The organism is Paraburkholderia sp. SIMBA_030, from assembly GCF_046535245.1.
In the GTDB taxonomy this organism is placed as follows: Bacteria; Pseudomonadota; Gammaproteobacteria; order Burkholderiales; family Burkholderiaceae; genus Paraburkholderia.
Window position 1 is genome coordinate 148005 of sequence record NZ_JAWRXB010000021.1, and the last position, 17576, is coordinate 165580.

The following is a 17576-nucleotide window of genomic DNA, read 5'->3' on the forward strand; positions in this document are numbered from 1 at the left end:
GGAAATACAAAATGCGTTTTATCTCGCTTTCAGCGATCTGCGTCTTCCTTCTCGCCGCGTGTGCGGGAGCGCCAACCATGAATCCTCTACCCGCCGACCGGGGACACGATGTAAGCGTCGCACTTACTGGCGGTGTGAGCGAATTGCAGATCGATACGGGATCATTCGACATTTCTTCTGAAGCGAAGGCGGACCTTCTCGGGGCCTTCCATGCCGAGATGACGAAGATCGGTATTCCGGTTACGGCGTCGGGCGCTCCGGTCGCGCTGCACGTAAGCGAATTCAAGACGCGCCCTGTTGCGGCACGGATACTCTTTGGCGCGCTCGCCGGCAGCGACCACATCAAGGGGACGGTCACGGTCGCAGGAACCGAGTTCGAGGTGGGCGACACAGGCATCACGGTGGTGGGTGGCCTAGGTGTTGTCGCGAGGAACGTGGGCGTACAGACGGCAGATGGGATTGGACATCTGGCCGGCGTTGCCGTCAAGTAATAAGCGCGGTATTGTCTGGGGCGGTCAGCACTTCTGACGGCGAGGCCCGTGCCACAAGTGCCATTGGTTGCGGCGCGGGCGCCGAAACCCTGCCCCAGAGGGATGAGCATTCGTATCTGATCGACCGCTTTCGGCCGATCGAGGGACCGCTCGGGGTCGGTCACGGAAGCCGGGCGCTCAGGCGGCGTAATGTCATCGCTGAACAGCTTCTGATTTCCTCGGTCGGCCATCTTCAGCCGTTCGCCATCGCACCCATACGGTCATCTGAGCGGCTGGTCCGCACACTTAACATCTGTCATTCGACTAGTCCAGTATCTCACTGCAGAGAAGGACACGGCACCGCGGGAGACCAGGCCACCTTGCACGAGACGTAGATGGACCGAATTCACACCGTGCCAGCTGTGCCCCGCTGCGCCGCGCGGCGATTACATCCGATGTAATTGGCGTACCGAACAACCGCTTCTACTCTTTGGTTGCCGCTCCACCAATCCGGTGGCGCTCATCGTCAAGGAGATACCATGTCTGGCTACCCCGTTCACACGATCGAGTCTGCCCCCGTGCAATCAAGGCCCGCGCTGCAGCAACTGCAACAGGCGTTCGGCCTGATCCCGAACATCGCAGGCGCGATGGCCGCTTCACCAGTGCTGATCAACGGGTTCATCGGGCTGTTCGAGCGCGTGCATGCGAGCAGTCTGACGGAGCGGCAGATCCAGACATTGCTGCTGACCAACGCTGTCACGAACGCTAGCGAGTGGGCGGTCGCGTTTCACACCGCGCTCGCGTTGAAGCAGGGCGTGCAGCCCGCCGATGTCGACGCAATCCGGCACGGCGGCCTGCCTGATGAAGCCGGACTGGCCTCGCTGTCAACGCTGGCGCGTATGCTGATCGAAACGCGCGGCCACCTCGCTGAATCAGACAAGAGGCGCTTCTTCGAAGCGGGGTTCAGCTCCGAGCAGATACTCGAAGCCATTGCGGTGGTTGCCGCATCTACGATCACGAACTACACCGGCAGCGTTACCCGGCCGGCGCTCGAAACCCTGTTCGAGGAATTCGTCTGGCATGCACCCGCACTGTGAGTCCGTCATATTCATCCACCTTGATTAGGGAAAGCCGATGAGGGTCACCAGTCCGGATCCGAAGGTGCCGCCAAGCGAACTTGGCGATTTGTTGCGCTATTGGCGAGACGTGCGTGGCGTGAGTCAGCTCGATCTGTCGCTCGAGGCCGGTGTCTCGCAGCGTCAGATCAGCTTCATTGAAAGCGGACGCAGCGTGCCGGGCCGGCACACGATCTTGACCCTCGCGCAGACGCTCGATGTACCGCTGCGCGAGCGCAATGCACTGTTGCTCGCGGCTGGTTACGCGCCCGTGTATTCGGACGCACCGTGGAACGCACAGGAGATGCACAGCGTCATCCGCTCACTTGAGCGGGTCGTTCGGCAGCACGAACCGTTTCCGGCGATCGTGATGGACCGTCACTGGAACGTGCTGATGACCAACGATGCAGCGCCGCGCTTTTTCAACCACTTCATCGACATGGCTTCGCGCGAGGGACCGCGCAATATGCTGCATCTGATCTTCGATCCGCAGGGTATGCGTCCATTCGTGGCCGATTGGGACAACGTCTCGCGAGGCTTGCTGCAACGGGTATATCGCGAATCGGTCGGCCACGTGATCGACGACAACACTCGGCGTCTGCTCGACGAGCTTCTCGCGTATCCCGACGTGCCGCACGACTGGAAGGCGCATCATGCGCCGTCCGCCACGCCCACGATGCCCGTCATTCCGCTCGGCTTCGTTAGCGACGGCGTGATTCTTCGTTATTTTCGATGGTGACGAGCGTCGGAACACCACAAACTGTTGCCGCGCAGGAGCTGCGCCTCGAATGCATGTTCCCCGCCGATGATGTAACCGAAGCACGTCACCTGCAACTGTTCGTAATGCATTCAAAGGAACGCTGATCGGGTTGCCGACCGCAGCGGAACAGCCGAAGCCGGTGGGGGTAACTTATCAGAATCGTGAAGCGTATCTCTACGACTACGGTATGCCAAGATGAAAGGAATCACAGAAATTTGGAAGCGAAGTTCACGAACTTCCGTAGTTCGTCGAACTGAGTAACCAGTTCGAGGCAAAGGACGAACGCCACCATCGAAAACTGTCCTGGGTAGCGTTCAATCCATCGCAGCGATTGAGTCGCATAACGCGCTCTAACGGCGTCCCGCGTCATGACGTAGGTAATGGCGATTCCAATCGCGGCCCCCGCGAGTAAATCGGTTGGGTAATGATAGCCGAGGCGCGGAATGCAAATGAAGATAGCGGTGTACAGAAATGCCAGCACACCAACTTGTCGCCAGACAATGAAAATGCCTGTCGCGATCGACATCCACAGCATGGCGTGATCGCTCGGAAACGAACTCCACGTTGTCAGCATGGGGTCGTGTTGCGAGTCAGTTGCGAAGTGCAGATGGAGGTTGGGGTCGTAGAGAGGACGTACCCGGAATGGCAACAATTCAGCGAGAAGTCTTCCCGCGGCGAGTGCCAACAGACCGCTCGCGATCGTTGCGATGACTATTTCGCGCTGCCATTCACGACGCTCGCCAGGTTGGAACCATATCCACACAAAACAGGGATGAGCACGAGACCCTTGAACGCATACAGATCTGCGACGGCCCTTATTGCATGGTTAAGTAGAAAGAGAAAGCCAAAGCTCGGTTTTGCAAGAAGCGTCTCGATGACAGTATCGAAGCTGTTCATATTCTGTCGGTAAGCATGGATTCGTGACGGGTGCGCACTGGCTCCCCCTCTTGTCAGCCATGGTAGCGCCGAGCGGATTCAACCGATGAGCAGTTTTGTAAGAAATTTTCGAATTTGTAAATCTACAAACGCGACCTGCACGCGCCAACGCCAGCGGGGCATTGTGGCCGGTTGTTCGACCAGAATCATCAGATTTAATGATGCAAAAAATACTTCGGGCGCTGTTACAAACGAAGATTTTTCCTCTTGAGGCGAGGCAGGACGAACGATATCTTCAAGGCACTCGTGCGGTCTACCCAGTCCCGCGGGCGTGTGTTTCAGCGGCGTCCCGATTCCAATCCGGTGACGCCGCCTTTTATGCCCCCGGCGTTCCGATTACGGCGCTGCAATATGCGAACCGTCGACAGTCGCCACGCTGGGCACTTTTTGTCATTTTCTTTATTTGTTCGTCTTACTTAGCATTTTGAGTGCGTCGTGTGTGTGGTTCGACAAACAGTTAAAGCCACACGGACCATCATGCCATGGATTGATGCGGCGTCGCGCCAAGAGGATTCGAACGCACAGTCTGGACCGACCGTTGCAAAGAGGCACTCGTCCGCTGCCCGATCTCTGAGGAGGAGACATGAGCGACCATACCTGCCAACCTTACCGTGGCCTCGGGGTGCACATGCGCGTCGCCGAGAACGCCGCGCTTTCCTTCAATGGTGTCGAGCCACGTTATACCGTCACCTGGTATGTTCACGGGGAAGGTCATCGCTTCCCGGAAAACGTGATTGCACGTTATGCAGAGCCGCTTGAATTTGCAAGTGCTGAGGAGGCTGTCGCCTACGGTCAGCGTCGTGCGCATACCTTCGTCGATTGCGCATTCGTCGTCTCGAGGGCGTGACGTCACCACGCGCAAGACAGGCTTGTGACGCGTGGTACTGTCATGAAATCGTCCAAACTGATGATCGACGCCGAAGTCACGAAGCACTATGGTTCCCGATGTTGGGCACGGTGTGCACGTACCCAACGAACAGTTAGTTGCCGGCTGCCGTGATCGACTTGGAATTGGCGCTGGCGATGTTGATCACCGGATTGGGGACGGTGGTGTTGCCTGGGGGCCAGCCGTGATACACCTCGACCCTCGACCCGATCGCCGTCCAGTCTATGCTCCCGACAATGCCTTGCGCCAGGATCATGGTGTCGGTCTCTGGCAAGTAAATGATTCGCGTCAGTGGTGCGATGGTGCGCGGAGTGGGCTTTGAAATCGCTGCGCCCCAATTCGGCTTACCGCTCGCGTCAAAGCCGGTGAACGGATAGTGCGAGATGGTATTCGTCTTGTCCAGACCCGCCCAGACGCCCCCCTTTGCTATCGAGGCAGGAGCCATTGCGGATCCTTGCACTCGTATTGAACGCCGTACCCGGAATCGTCGCGTCGCCTGGATAGTCGATTGGATCGATGGTGTTCGCTACGAAGGTTCCTCCATTGGTGCCGGTGTAGATGTTGGTGCCTCCATAGAAGTACGCGCCGTCCGTGCCCGGATCAGGCGCGGCGTTCCCTTCGAAGTTGAGGGAGGGTCGATCCGTGCGCAACGGAGTCAGATCCCGGGTCCGGATTCGGCGCAGTAAATAGCACGTTAATAGCGAAGGTGGCGCGCTCTTTTTTTGAGCGCCATAGCGAATCGCGTTTCGAACCGCAAGTCTTGCGTAAGTTTGATGCCACTGCTGGCCCACGTCTCGCTTACAATAAGATTCATGCATGCTTGCTTGCGGTGGTTCCGATGAACCCGCAGCAGCCATGCCGGTCGGGTGTCGGCACCGCGTCCAACACCAGGAACCTCTCGAAGGAGCCAACATGACACGACTCATTGTTTTGCTTCTAATCGCCGGTACCGCTCTCCTCGCGGGCTGCAACACGATAGCTGGAGCTGGCGAGGACATATCGAAAGGTGGCCAGGCCATCCATAACTCGGCCGAGCAAGCGAAATAAGCGACGCTAACGCCACGCGCCAACTGTCCGACATCGTGCCGCACCGTCGCGCGCCTGCCCTTCTCTGCCCGTTTGGTTTATGAATGTAGGCAGCTGCTCGACCAACGGCGGGACGTGGCTGTTTAGTGAAGCTCACGAGGGCCGACTCCGACGGGCTCATTCCGATCCCTTGTGTCCGTTACTCTTGCGAAGACTGCTTACTTATTGTGATCGGCTGTTGTTATGAATCTGGATTTTCGGCAGGCCGTATCCGGAGACGCGGAATGGCTGTTTGACACGTACACGCGAACGATGAGGGGTTTCGTTACCTCAACGTATGGCTGGGATGAGGACTTGCAACAAGCGGGCTTTGCAAAAAGCCTTCGCCAGGGTTCTTGTCAGATCGTTGCGCGGGAAGGCAACCGATGCGGATTTGTGCACTGGGAGGTCGAACCGGATCTCGTCTGGCTGAGGATGCTTTGCATCGTGCCGGAAATGCAACTCAAGTCGATCGGCAGTGAAGCGCTTGCCAAGGTCATGTCGTTGTCCAGTCACTTGCAAAAACCGCTGTACCTGAATGTCTTCGTATGCAACAGCGTGGCCTATACGTGGTACAGGAGAATCGGTTTTGTCGAAATCGAGAACGACGGCAAGGTCTCCACTTTGGTGCTTGGTCCTTCGTCGCTACCGGCCTTTACCCTTACGGAGTGACATGTGCAGTCTTCCAGGCATCACGTCCATAGCGAACAGTCGGGTGCGGCCAGGTTCGGTCAATCGACACACTCGCGTAGATCGTCGACACCCATTAGCGGGCCCGGTGCTCGGTCAACAGGAACTCCGCTCGGGGTCAAACGTGCGTTCCTCATACGGGAAAGTTGGGTTGCAGGCGACCCATGACGCAACCTAAGGGACCCGGCGCAGTTCACAGCGATTCGGGAAAGAGCAACAGTTTCGCAGTCGGCGATGGTGACGAAATTCGAGGTTAAAGCACTTTCATCAAAATATCCTGCAAGCTGGCGCGCCGATTATCGTGTACGCCGAGTACGGCGCGCAGTCCCCCCATGCATCAGAAGATGAATCAAAGATTCACAAATGCCGCGCCACGACTTCGTCACCCCGGAGTTCAGAGAACTTCAAGTTTGCGACAATGAGCAGCGCACTCGATTTCTGCTGGTTTGGACCGCCCTTGATAACGGTGAGCAGCGCTCGGTTCGCTCGCCGCAGGCCCGCCCGCGTAGCTGGTAGCGCATACAGGCATGCCGGAACTCATGGCCATGCGCACAATGTTTCTGCAGTAGGCGGCGACGGGCATCGCCATCTGGTTCCTGTACCGTCGGCTACCGCATTCCGGTACACAGACTCAACGCCGTCGTCGTCAAGTCCAGCGCCCGGTTGAATAACCGAGCCGAAGACGGTCATCAGCCCAGGCATGAATGGGAGCGCCGCATGCGCGGCTTCCGCGATCCTGAACGTACGAGGTCTTCCCGTCGATCCAGCAGCACTTCGCGCTGAAGCGCCATCTAATGTGCGCCCCCCTCGACCGCGGACAACTCGGAGAACGTTTTGCGGCATGGAATCGCTTCACTGAGCTCACTCAAGATCCGTCCGCTTTCTGAGCAGATGTGTGCTTCCTTTGCGCTACTGCGTTGCCAGCACTTCAACGTGACAACGCCCTTCGCACCACTCGTGATGCAAATTCCTAAGCAAAACTTTCGTTTCGTCGTTGTTGTCATTGCACTTTACGTAAAGAAGTCCTCGAGGCGAAATGAAAATTTCGACTCGATTTATCGCGTGAGAAATGGGCCGGCTGAATAACCGTTACGTTGCGGTCCGATTACATTTTCGTCATCGGACATGCTCATCGATCGTCTTTACCAAGGCTCAAGCCCTTACGCACGCTCAATCCAAGAGACTTCATAGCCATCTTCAATGAGCGTCATCGATAGAACCAAATTCACCCGCCGGTTGACTATAGACAGAATGGGGCGAACCTCAATGGGAGATCAGATGCTCGAAATCATCAAGCGATTCAATGCACGCAATTCGGACAACAGGTCTCGCGGAGAGCAAGGGCGGCACGAGAAGGCGGGTTCATATCTTCGACACGTCATTTCGCGCGGCGCGCAAGTAGGTTTGGCGGCGTCGCTTGGCGCGTTCGCGAGCCTATGCTTCGCCCAGAGCCAGACTGCGACCACAAGTACAAGCAACGTTGCGCAGGGTCCGTCGATTGCGACGTGTGTAGCATGCCATGGTGCGCTGGGTGCCGGAAGTGAAATAGGCGTGCCGCGGCTGGCAGGCAAGAATCCAGAGTACCTTGCACACGCGCTGTCGATGTTCAAGGCCGGCACGCGTGTCAGCCCTCAGATGCAGGCGGTCGCTCAGAACCTGTCGGAGAGCGACATGCGAACCCTCGCGGTCTTCTTCTCGAACCAGCATCCGCCGCTTGTGAAAGCTTCACAGCCGCCAGCGCCGGAGCTCGTCGCGGCCGGCAAGCAACTCGCCGAAATGGGAGCGGGCACGAGCGTACTGGCATGTTTCAGCTGCCACGCCGCGGGCGGCAAGGGCAATGGCGCGCGCTTCCCCGCTATCGCAGGCGAGCCCGCCGCATTTACCGTCGCCCGGCTGCACGAATTCCAGGCGCGCGCAAAAGCCGCACCTCCGAAGGCTGGAACAATGACGGCAGTATCGGCTACGCTGGATGACACGCAGATCGAGCAGGTCGCCGCTTATCTGTCCGTTAACGGACCCTGAGGATCTGGAACAAGGAGCCGGGTAACGCTAATGGGACCGGCGAGTCGTACAAAAGGGGTTCGGGACAAGCTGTTCGCCGGCTAGCCGGCGAACAGAGAAGAAAAGTAGCGACTGAGTGATTGTCCGGAGGAGCCGGCCTTCTGGCGTTCGACCGGCTGATAACGTCACAAATTCTCAACGCTGACACCGCGCAGGAAGCAAAAGGGTGCCCAAAGGCGCCAGACTGCCCCGTTGCTTCAGTCCGTCTTTACAGGCCCGCCAGATCGTCACCCCGAACGATATCGTCGGCATGCGGTGCCGGCGCGCAGCGTTGTGTTTGTTCGGCATTGAATAAGTTTGCCTCACAACCTTCCCGGATTCCGATCAGCGCACCAACGCCGTTGGCGACTCGCTGCAGGCGACCTATAGTGTTGGGGAACGCCGGATAGTCCACGGACGACGTCCCAGCAGATGACTTGACGAAGCCGGGAAAAGCCGGGTCCGATGCGTGCTCAGTCCGGTGTCAGGCGGCAGGCACCTCGAAAGGAACATCATGACTTTCGGAATGCGACGCGCGATCCGCACGGGACTTGTATTCGGGTATGGGTGTCTTTTCCCGGTCATTGCATTCGCGCATGTCGGCCAAAGCGACATATCCGGCGGCCTGCTCGCCGGTTTCAGACACCCGATTTCGGGCCTGGATCATGTCGTCGCGATGGTTGCGGTTGGATTGTGGGGTGCCCAGCTGGGGAGGCCGGCGATTTGGGTGCTGCCGGTCACGTTCCCGATCGTCATGGCCTTCGGCGCTGTTCTCGGCGGCCTGGGCGTCCCGATTCCGGGGATCGAGGTCGGCATTGCGCTATCGGCACTGGCGCTCGGTGCGGCGGTGGCACTTGCTTTGACGCCGCCGCTCTGGATAGCGAGTCTGCTGGTTGCCGTGTTCGCCGTCTGCCACGGACACGCACACGGGGCGGAACTGCCCGGGTCCGCGAACGCAATGACCTACGCGATCGGCTTCGTCGCGGCCACCGGCACACTTCATGCACTCGGCATCCTGACCGGCACAGTCAATCGCTGGAAGGCGGGCGGCTACGCACTGCGGGCAGGCGGAACCCTCATCTCCGGCTGCGGTGTCTATTTCCTCACGTATGCGATTCAGGGAGCGTGACGCATGCGCGCATTGCACCGGGTGGTCCGGCAAGCCGCGGCCGGTCTGAGCACGCTGATGTTGCTTGCATCAGCCGAAGCACACGCGGTGTACCAGGGCGCGGGCGACTTTTACGCCGGGATGCTGCATCCGTTGACGTCGCCGGAACATGTATTGCCCATGCTGGTGCTCGGCGCGCTGGCAGGGCAGAACGGCCTGAAGCGATGTGAATTTGTGCTTTGGGCGTTTCCGGCCGCCATGGCGGCCGGCGCGTGCATCGCCCTTTCAGTTCCGGATCTGCGTGGTGTTCTCCTGCTCAACGTTGTCTCAGCCGTATTGCTTGGCTCCCTCCTTGCGGCTGCCTTGACGCTGCCGTCATGGCTGATCTTGATTCTATCGATCGGGTTTGGCCTGACCCACGGGTACGCAAACGGATCAGCCATCATCGGTCAAATCCGCCCAGGCGTTTTCATAGCGGGCATGGTGGTCGCGAGCTTCATCCTGATCGCCTACACGGTTGCGGCAACATCATTCCTGCTGCGGCTACGGCCCACCTGGATCGCCATCGCCATACGCGTCGCGGGCAGTTGGGCCGCGGCAATCGGGCTTCTCGTTCTCAGTCTCAGTCAACGTGCGGTGCTTCTCTCCTGAGCGGTCATCTCCATGGCCGTCAAGGGCATCTAAAGTGCAAGCACTGTCAGCCCGGTCGTTCGTTCATAAATCCACAGGGTCGCGAAAACCGAGATGGCTGCCGATCCGCCGTACAGGGTAGTCAGGCGAAACCAACGACTTGACCGATAGATGTAAAGGATGGGCAATAGCAGCAGGACCAGTGAGATCTGTCCCAATTCGACACCGATATTGAACCCGGCAAGGGCAGCCGCAAGAAGGGATCTCGGGAGGGCCATATCGGTGAGCACGCTTGCGAAGCCGAAGCCGTGGATCAAGCCAAAAGAAAACGCGACCAGCCAACGGCGCCTGCGCACCAGCGGAACAATATTGTTGAGAGCGGAAAGCAGGATCGTCACGGCGATTGCGATTTCCACCCAGCGCGACGGCAGCGCCACAACGTGCAGCGTGGCAAGAGACAACGTGATTGCGTGTGCCGCCGTGAACGCGGTGACGAGCTTCAATACATCGATCGACACGGCACCCGGGGAGTCGGCAGGAAACCACTTTTTCCCGTGCAACACGCAAGCTGCCGGCAACATCAGTGACAGGAGAAACAAGGCGTGGTCGAAGCCGCGCCAGATGTGCCACATGCCCTCCCCAATGAAATCGATGAAGGCGCGCCCGACTCCCTTCCCGCGTATGTCCAGGATCTCGGTCGGATGACTGAGCCCAAGAATAGCCGTCGTTGTCGCGCCGTTGCTCACGACGTGCACGAGGCCCTTGTGTAGCGTGTCGACGTCGGCAAACAAGCGGTAGTCGATGCCGAGCAGGGTCGGTCGAGTTGGACAGGCCACGTCGAATTCGAGCACCGCGTACGTGCCGTCGCTGTGGTGGTCGATCAGCATGTCGCCAGGATGAATCGCGCACGTTCGCCCGTCACCGGTAAGCTTGATCCGCGTGAAGGCATACGACTTGATGTCCGCTTCGCGGACGCGGACCTCGCCCCACGTCAGCACGCCGTTCCCGTCCGCATCGAGGATAAGCGGATTGTCCAGGTCCCGAAGTGCGATATCCCATCGGCCCGCAATCGTTTTGTCGCTGACTGTAAGCGTCAGGTAACTGTCGCTCGGCTTGTGCGCCTGCACCGCGGCAGCCCAGCACAACATGAAGAGAGCAACCCACCCGGACGCTCGCGGTTTCATGCAGACGGCTCGCCGCGCGTCGCCAGCATCGCGAACCCGGCCCCAAAGACAAGGCTTGCCAGCCGCGCCTCGAGTGACGTCAAGACCGGATGGCGCAATCGCGCGGTCTTCAGCCACGTCATTGCGGGAGCGGCGCGGGCAGGCTGCCGGGCGGCGATCGCCGCCTCCATCAGGATCCGGCAATCCGCGACCTCTTTTTGCACCTGCCAGTCAGCCTCGGCCAGGCTGAGCGCTTTCTCCGGGTCGTTAAGGAGTTTCAGGTTGAAAATGGCTTCCTCACGCAGATGCACGCGATCACCCCGCTCGGCGGATGCCGCAAACCGGCTTCGCAAATCTTCGACATGAGGCGCCAGATCAGCATTCAGCCCTGCCTGTTTCTCTGCCAGTGCCAGGCGAAGGAGCAGGTTGTCGTTGCGCACGTCGGCCGCGAGCAGGGCGAGGACCTCCCTGGGCCGGTTTCGGTCGAGCAGGAAGTCAGCCCAGGCTGCTTTAAGGTATGCGTCGCGCGGACTGGCGACCAGCGCCTTGCGGAAGAACTGTTCGGCGGCTTCCGGCTTGTCCATCCAGACCGCCGTTTCAGCTTGACTCACCATCAGCCAGGTGTAGAGCGAATCGGTCGGCGGTATCTGCGCGGCAAGCTGTTGCAAAAGGAGATAAGCCTGCTCGGGCCTGCCGCTGACCGCGGCCACATTGGCGAGGCATATCCCCGCGACGGCGGTATTCGTCAGGATGAGCCGACCGCAACTCTGCCGGGCCTCCAGGTAGCGGCCTTGCACTTGCAGGATATTCGCACGGATCAGCCATGCGTCCACGTTGTCCGGCTGGGCGTGAATTGCGCGATCGAGATCGTCGAGCGCGCTCGCAAAGAAATGATTGCTTTGCCGAACGCTCGCACGCAACACCAATGCGCGCGGCGGTGGGTTTGGCTGCCGGAGCCACGGTTCGATTGCGGCTTCGGCCTGACCCAGGTCGCGCGGGTCCTGATCGCGCCGAAAACGCTCCAGGTGGCGCTTCGCGAGTTCAGCCGCCAGGTCGAAGTTGTGACCGCCCGCAGCCAGGGCTGCGTGCATGCTCGCAATGGCCGAGTTAAGTGCGTCGTGCGCTCGGGGCGGAAGCGTTTCCAGCACCTGTGAATCCTGTTGCGGCCGCACGGGAGCCGCGTTCACCAACGCACCTGCCAGTCCAGTGAAGAGGCATGATACGCACAGGATGCGGCGCACATTCGTTTCCCTTTTAACGACACGCGTCCGGTTCGAATGATAGGCCCGTCGCTCCTTGAGGGCGGTCGATCTTTCTAGCGCCATGGCCGCCTCGGTCTGTCATGCGGCGGCGGGGTGAACCCCGCGCCGCATCATGGTTTGCTGCGACTCATTCAGGCTGCCCTTGCCCGGCTGTCAATTCATCGCACCAGGGATGGGCGTGGTCAGATAAGGAAAGGAATTGTCAAATACGCTGTCGTCGATGGCAGCGCCGTCTGTCAGCGGAGCCGCTCCGGCTGGAGCGTCGGACGGCGAGCAGCCGAAGATTCCAGGCTTGTTGAATGTACACAGAACCCCTATCACCACTCTGAGTGATGCCGTGACGACATCGTCCCCTGGCCGCCGTCCGTTTGGAAAGCCCGCGTTGTCGCCGGCGAGGACCCCCAGATTCTTCTGACTGCCCTTGGGGGTGGGTGGAATAGAGGTATTCAGACGCAACATTTCGGATGGTGTGACCGTGCTTAGCTGATTGAGTCCCTGAAATCCTGTGAGGAATGTAAAAACCAGATCGAGGCGCGGGAAGTTTGTAGGCGCTTTGGCCCCGGGGAAAAGGCTCTCGATCAACGCAGGAAGCGTGGGATTCGTCACATAGTCCGCAAACCGTCCATCGTTCGCGGGCTTCGAATTGTTGAATTTGTCCTTGTCCTTCAAGCCGATCACGAGTTCGTTGACCAGTGGCATCCCGAGCCGGGAAACTTGCATCCAGCCCCTCTCTGATATTCCTGCGGCGTCGTTATCGCTCAGCCTGTCCTTGCGAATGCTTGACGTCGTCCAGCCACCGATAACCGACTTGCCGCGCCCGCCAACCAGACATTGGGTCGGAACCTCGAGCGCGATCGAGGTGATGTTCTTGTCGGCCAGATCGTTCGGGTTACCGTTTCGGGGACCCAGAGGATTAAGGTTGAGCAAGTCGAACGTCTTGCCGAGCGCCACCGCAAACGACTCCTTTCTCTGGCCCACAAAAACGCGCCCAGGAGCCCCGCACCCGGGAATGTTGATCGTGTACACATATTGCCGCGCGTAGCTGGCATAACCACTTACGCTGCCAAACGTCTTGGTCCCTATAAAGTCCGTTGGTTTGGTGAACGTCGTGATGCCGCCCGGGCCCGTGACCACTTCCTCAGAATCTTCGTGATAGGCGCCACGCAATACCTTGAGCGTATACGTTTCGTTAACGTTCAGCTTCGATGAATCTCCCGCTGACACCGGGCCCGCCTGAACGAGCGGAATCGCCACCTGCTTGCCGCCGACGTTCAGTGCAACGTTGCCCACTGTATTCTTGAAACGAAACTGGAACGTCAGATGCGCTCTGGCGTCGCCGACATTGTCGATGTGAATTTCGTACAGCGCATTGGGGTCGAGTGCGAAGTAATTCGGGCCGCCGTAGGCGTCTTCCAAAGGCGAGTAGTTCGCGATCAGCGTCACATAGCCGCTTCGGTTCGGCTCATAGCTGTTGAACATGTAGAAGTCGGTGCCATCCACCTTCGGCATCGTCGTAATCAGCGGCGCCTCGCGATGGCTCGACGCGTAAGCAACGCTCGCGGCGGCGCACAATAGAATTCCGGCGGCGAGTACCTGCTTCGACGCGAAGTAAACAGGCCGAAGATTAAGTCTTGAAGTAAGCATGGCAACTCCTCAAAGATACGACGCCGAAACGGCGGTTCGTCACAGGAAGGAGGACACTGTCTCACTATAGGCAAGATTCGTCGCTGCGATATGGATTTCCCGCAGGCAAGTAGCGGGATGGTGTCGCGTGGCATGTGCATGTCGGCAAGGGTTGTGACGCAAACGTCCGGCTTGCCAGCTCCTGCCGGAGTTCGATGCCTGGCAAACAGGACTCCGCAGGCCTGCACCACATTCCGAAGATGGTGTTTCGGGGCGGGCCTATAAAGGCGGACTGAAGCCACGAGGCAGCCTGCCGCACTGGACCACACCAGAGGCGCGGGAACAATGCCACGCGCTGCACCGGACGATACCGGACGGAAGGGCGCGCTACCCGGACCTGACCATCGCCACCAGTCTGATGTTACGCACGGCATTCAGGATGCCGCTGCGTCAGGCCGAAGGCCTGATGGTATCCGTGATCAGCGTGATGGGACTAACGCTCGACGGCAGTGCCCAGCGTTGCGGCCGATGCAGCGCACTTACAGCGGAGACGGCCATCGGACCATGATCGACGCTCAGGGGCGGCTGGCTTGGCGGAACGCCACGGGCTACGGACGACGCGCGTTGGGTGAAGCCACCCTGGGCCGATACAAGGCACTGGTCAGTGCACGATTGCGGGCCGGTGGCCTGGCGACTCAACGCGAGGAGGGCGCCCCATCGGCGCGGCCGTGCTCAATCGCACGTCCGAAAAGTGGCGTGCGACGAAACCTTCGGGGCTCTCGCGCCGCTGTTCCGCTTCTCATCGGATGAAGAAGTGATGCGCCTCGCCAACGACACCGAGTTCGGCCCGGCGTCGTACTTCTATAGCCGCGACATAGGCCGCGTGTGGCGTGTCGCCGAAGCGCTTGAATATGGCATGGTCGGCATCAACACCGACCTCATCTCGAACGAAGTCGAGCCGTTCGGCGGCACGCCACACTTGCATCAGAACGAATGGCGGATACCCGCCATGACGCCGAGTTGTCCGACGCCCGGCGCCGGTGTGGTGCCGCCACCGCCCTGGCTCACCGTGTACGCGGCGTGCGGGCTATTGAACAGATACGCGCCTTGCAGATAAACGGCTGAACGCTTCGACAGCAAATACGTCGTGCGCAATGCGGCAATCGTGCCCCGCGTGTCGTCCGCGCGATTGACGATGCGGTACACGCCTCCGTCCACGACGAATGCAGGCGTCACGCTATAAGCTGCCGTCACGTAGTACAAATTCGAGCGCACGTCCGGCAACCCCGGCGACACCGTTTCGACGTGACGTCCGAGCCATCCGGCGCCGAGCTTCACCGGACCGATGTGACCATACCCGTTCAACTGCATCCGCACGTCCTTGTCTCCCGATTGGGTCAGCGCGAAAGGCGTCGTGCCGTCAAAAAAATTCGCGCTCGCGCCCGGGCCGCCGCGTTGTTCGTCGTAAGCACCGGCCACGCCGTAACCGTTCATGTCATAGCGCAACATCGCCGACCATTCGCGGCAACTCTGCGAGCTACCCGGGATCGACCCCACGCAGGTACCCTGCCCCGGCGAGTTGCCGGTACCAGCGGAGTCCCGCCCGAACGAATAGGTCGCGCCGAACGTCACGCCCGAGAACGAGCCTTTATACGCAATCGTGTTGTCGCTGCGCGCACTCGGCATGTACTGATCGAATGAGCCCGTGCCGCCGTAAATATCCGGGCCGAGCAGATCGGAATCGAGTATTGCCGTGTACGTCATCGTGTATTGCCGGCCGAAGGTCAATGTGCCGTATGGACTCTCGAGCCCTACGTAGGCCTGCCGCCCAAACAGCCGGCCGCCCTGATTGAGGGTGCCGGTCTTCGTGTTGAAACCGCTTTCGAGCACGAAAACCGTAGACAGTCCACCGCCCAGTCCTTCCTTGCCGCGAATCCCCCAGCGCGACGGCAATTCGCCGGTGACGCCCGGCATGCGCACGACGCTATCGCCCGCCGCGTTCGCGTGCGTGACCAGTTCGATGCCGGTATCGATGATCCCATACAAGGTCACGCTGCTCTGTGCGAATGAAGAAGCGCTGATGCCGAGCAACATGCTTCCGAAAGCCAGTTTGTATTTCATTGTCTCCATGTCTCCTTGATTAGTAGTTTGTGTGAGGGTGCAACGATCCAGACGCGGTTCATAGGAAGCGTCTTTATGTAGCCATACCAATTACATGCGCGACGACACCGGCCGTTATGCGGGCGGCGGGCGGTTCGCCACACTGAAAGATTGACCGCTTCGGATACGGCGATCCGCGCGTTGCGCCTGGATCGCCGTCACTTTTGGCATTGCGTGCGTCAGATGCCCGGCTTCGGAATATGGCGCTTGACCGCCATCAACGCGACCATCACGATCGCCATCGCGATACCGAGCATCCACAGGTATGACGAAGCACCGCCGGCGGTAATCACCACCGCGCCCGCGAATGCGCTGGCAATTGCGCCGAGCCGGCCGAACGCGAGCGCCGATGCGGTGCCGGTTGCTCGCACGCGAGTCGGATAGACGTGAGCACAGAGCGCGAACATCGTCGATTGAACGGCGTTGACGAACAGGCCGTGTATGCCGAAACCGAAGATCAGCAAGCCGGTGTGGTTGGAGATATTCACGCCGAGCAGCAGCAATGCGCTTAACGCACCGCCCGCGCTGCAGAGAATCAACGGCCAGCGCGAGCCGGCGCGAGCAATCACCACCGCGCACAACAGAGCTCCCACCACGCCGCCGAGGTTGTACGCGGTGAGCCCAGAACCCGCGACCGATACCGACAGGCCTTGCGTGGACAGCATGGTCGGCAGCCAGCTAAAGGCGCTGTATACCGCCAGCAGGCACAGGCAGAACGCGCACCAGATCGCCACGGTGTCGAGCGCCAGGCCCTCGCGGAATAGCGCGGTGAAACCCGTGTGCTTTTCGGCGGCCTGCTCGCGCATGTCGGTAAACACGCAGCCGCTTGCCACGGGCCGCGACATACGGCCAAGCAGGCGTTTGAGTTCCGGCCAGCGCTGCGCATGGCGGGCGAGAAAACGCGGCGACTCGGGCAACGTGAACAGCAGCAGGACGCCGAGCGCCAACGGCAGAACGCCGCCGACCAGGAACAGTCCACGCCAGCCGTACACCGGCAGAATCACATGCGCGAACAGACCCGCCACCATGCCGCCGAGCGGCACGCAGACGATCGTCGCGGTCACCGCGAGGGTCCGGCGGCGAGCCGGCGTGAACTCCGCTGTCATGGTCGTCGAGCTCGGCAACGCGCCGCCGATGCCGAGTCCTGCGATGAAGCGCAACACGGCAATGGCCGCAATGTCCGGTGCGAAGCAGATACCGCACGTTGCAGCGCCGAACAGCAGCACACTGCCGATCACGGCCCAGCGGCGGCCGAAGCGATCGGCCAGCAGCCCCGCACACGCGCTGCCGATGCCCATGCCGATCAATCCGGCCGCCACCACCGGCGCGAAAGCCGCGCGCGTCACGTCCCATTCCTTGATCAGGACCGGGATCGCAAAGCCGATCAACTGGCTGTCGAAGCCATCCAGCACGATCGACAATGCCGCGAGAAAGACCACGAGCTTCTGCATCGTGGTGTAAGGACCTTCGTCGAGCGTGCGGCCGATGTCGACCGTGTGACGTCCTTGTTCAGCTGCTGTCTGACGGCCCGCGAGCGGCGCGTCGGCGGCGCCGCTCGCGCTGGTTGCGTCACTGGCCGATCCTGCCGGCGGTACATAATTGCTCATGAAGCTGTCTCCTGTAGGGTGCGCGATCTACAACCCGAGCTTTTTTGTCGTCACGTTTTTC

At 60.1% G+C, this 17576-nt stretch carries 14 protein-coding genes and 5 pseudogenes; 12 read left to right on the plus strand and 7 right to left on the minus strand.

Annotation, left to right across the window (positions count from 1 at the left end; translation table 11 throughout):
* The first annotated feature begins 77 nt into the window (after positions 1 to 77).
* The 3 genes and pseudogenes from SB772_RS30790 to SB772_RS30800 all read left to right on the plus strand — a co-directional run bounded on the left by SB772_RS30790 (position 78) and on the right by SB772_RS30800 (position 2449).
* Positions 78 to 491: a hypothetical protein gene (locus SB772_RS30790; RefSeq protein WP_410836927.1), complete on the plus strand. Its 414-nt coding sequence runs from the start codon at positions 78 to 80 to the stop codon at positions 489 to 491.
* A 518-nt stretch (positions 492 to 1009) separates the two neighbouring features.
* A complete protein-coding gene (locus SB772_RS30795; RefSeq protein ID WP_410836928.1) occupies positions 1010 to 1567 on the plus strand; it encodes a carboxymuconolactone decarboxylase family protein in 558 nt (185 codons plus the stop codon).
* Positions 1568 to 1604: 37 nt separating this feature from the next.
* Positions 1605 to 2449 (plus strand): annotated as a pseudogene (locus SB772_RS30800) (helix-turn-helix domain-containing protein).
* Positions 2450 to 2550: 101 nt separating this feature from the next.
* Here SB772_RS30800 and SB772_RS30805 read toward each other — a convergent pair.
* Positions 2551 to 3242 (minus strand): annotated as a pseudogene (locus SB772_RS30805) (phosphatase PAP2 family protein).
* A 622-nt stretch (positions 3243 to 3864) separates the two neighbouring features.
* Here SB772_RS30805 and SB772_RS30810 point away from each other — a divergent pair.
* Complete coding sequence (locus SB772_RS30810) at positions 3865 to 4128, plus strand: hypothetical protein (protein WP_410836929.1); 264 nt, start codon at positions 3865 to 3867, stop codon at positions 4126 to 4128.
* Positions 4129 to 4264: 136 nt separating this feature from the next.
* On the opposite strand, the pseudogene SB772_RS30815 reads toward SB772_RS30810, so the two are convergent.
* A pseudogene (locus tag SB772_RS30815) lies at positions 4265 to 4799 on the minus strand (SMP-30/gluconolaconase/LRE-like region family protein); the annotation flags it as partial.
* Positions 4800 to 5079: 280 nt separating this feature from the next.
* Between SB772_RS30815 and SB772_RS30820 the strand changes: the two are divergent.
* The 6 genes and pseudogenes from SB772_RS30820 to SB772_RS30845 all read left to right on the plus strand — a co-directional run bounded on the left by SB772_RS30820 (position 5080) and on the right by SB772_RS30845 (position 9721).
* Positions 5080 to 5214, plus strand: a complete 135-nt coding sequence (locus SB772_RS30820; protein WP_410836930.1) for an entericidin A/B family lipoprotein — start codon at positions 5080 to 5082, stop codon at positions 5212 to 5214.
* A 222-nt stretch (positions 5215 to 5436) separates the two neighbouring features.
* Complete coding sequence (locus tag SB772_RS30825) at positions 5437 to 5904, plus strand: GNAT family N-acetyltransferase (protein ID WP_410836931.1); 468 nt, start codon at positions 5437 to 5439, stop codon at positions 5902 to 5904.
* Between the two features lie 657 nt (positions 5905 to 6561).
* Positions 6562 to 6809 (plus strand): annotated as a pseudogene (locus SB772_RS30830) (IS6 family transposase); the annotation flags it as partial.
* A 391-nt stretch (positions 6810 to 7200) separates the two neighbouring features.
* The gene (locus tag SB772_RS30835; protein ID WP_410836932.1) at positions 7201 to 7944 is read left to right on the plus strand and encodes a c-type cytochrome; all 744 of its coding nucleotides are present in this window, start codon (positions 7201 to 7203) and stop codon (positions 7942 to 7944) included.
* A 532-nt stretch (positions 7945 to 8476) separates the two neighbouring features.
* On the plus strand, positions 8477 to 9091 hold the full coding sequence (locus SB772_RS30840) for a HupE/UreJ family protein (protein WP_410836933.1): 615 nt from the start codon (positions 8477 to 8479) through the stop codon (positions 9089 to 9091).
* A gap of 3 nt (positions 9092 to 9094) precedes the next feature.
* Positions 9095 to 9721, plus strand: coding sequence for a HupE/UreJ family protein (locus tag SB772_RS30845; protein WP_410836934.1), 627 nt, complete (start codon positions 9095 to 9097; stop codon positions 9719 to 9721).
* 29 nt (positions 9722 to 9750) lie between these two features.
* On the opposite strand, the gene SB772_RS30850 is transcribed toward SB772_RS30845, so the two are convergent.
* The 3 genes from SB772_RS30850 to SB772_RS30860 all read right to left on the minus strand — a co-directional run bounded on the left by SB772_RS30850 (position 9751) and on the right by SB772_RS30860 (position 13769).
* Entirely contained in the window at positions 9751 to 10827 is a 1077-nt protein-coding gene (locus SB772_RS30850) for a HupE/UreJ family protein (protein ID WP_410836935.1), read from the minus strand.
* Between the two features lie 53 nt (positions 10828 to 10880).
* Entirely contained in the window at positions 10881 to 12011 is a 1131-nt protein-coding gene (locus SB772_RS30855) for a hypothetical protein (RefSeq protein ID WP_410836936.1), read from the minus strand.
* A 267-nt stretch (positions 12012 to 12278) separates the two neighbouring features.
* Entirely contained in the window at positions 12279 to 13769 is a 1491-nt protein-coding gene (locus tag SB772_RS30860; RefSeq protein ID WP_410836937.1) for a DUF4331 domain-containing protein, read from the minus strand.
* A gap of 289 nt (positions 13770 to 14058) precedes the next feature.
* Between SB772_RS30860 and SB772_RS30865 the strand changes: the two genes are divergently transcribed.
* Both SB772_RS30865 and SB772_RS30870 read left to right on the plus strand, forming a co-directional pair.
* Positions 14059 to 14316 carry a transposase gene (locus tag SB772_RS30865; RefSeq protein ID WP_410836971.1) on the plus strand — a complete coding sequence of 86 codons (258 nt, stop codon included), beginning with the start codon at positions 14059 to 14061 and terminating at the stop codon, positions 14314 to 14316.
* Positions 14317 to 14496: 180 nt separating this feature from the next.
* Positions 14497 to 14718: pseudogene (locus tag SB772_RS30870) on the plus strand (aldehyde dehydrogenase family protein); the annotation flags it as partial.
* Positions 14719 to 14732: 14 nt separating this feature from the next.
* Here SB772_RS30870 and SB772_RS30875 read toward each other — a convergent pair.
* Positions 14733 to 15878: a porin gene (locus tag SB772_RS30875; protein ID WP_410836938.1), complete on the minus strand. Its 1146-nt coding sequence runs from the start codon at positions 15876 to 15878 to the stop codon at positions 14733 to 14735.
* A 209-nt stretch (positions 15879 to 16087) separates the two neighbouring features.
* Positions 16088 to 17515, minus strand: a complete 1428-nt coding sequence (locus SB772_RS30880) for an MFS transporter (protein WP_410836939.1) — start codon at positions 17513 to 17515, stop codon at positions 16088 to 16090.
* Positions 17516 to 17576 lie beyond the last annotated feature (61 nt).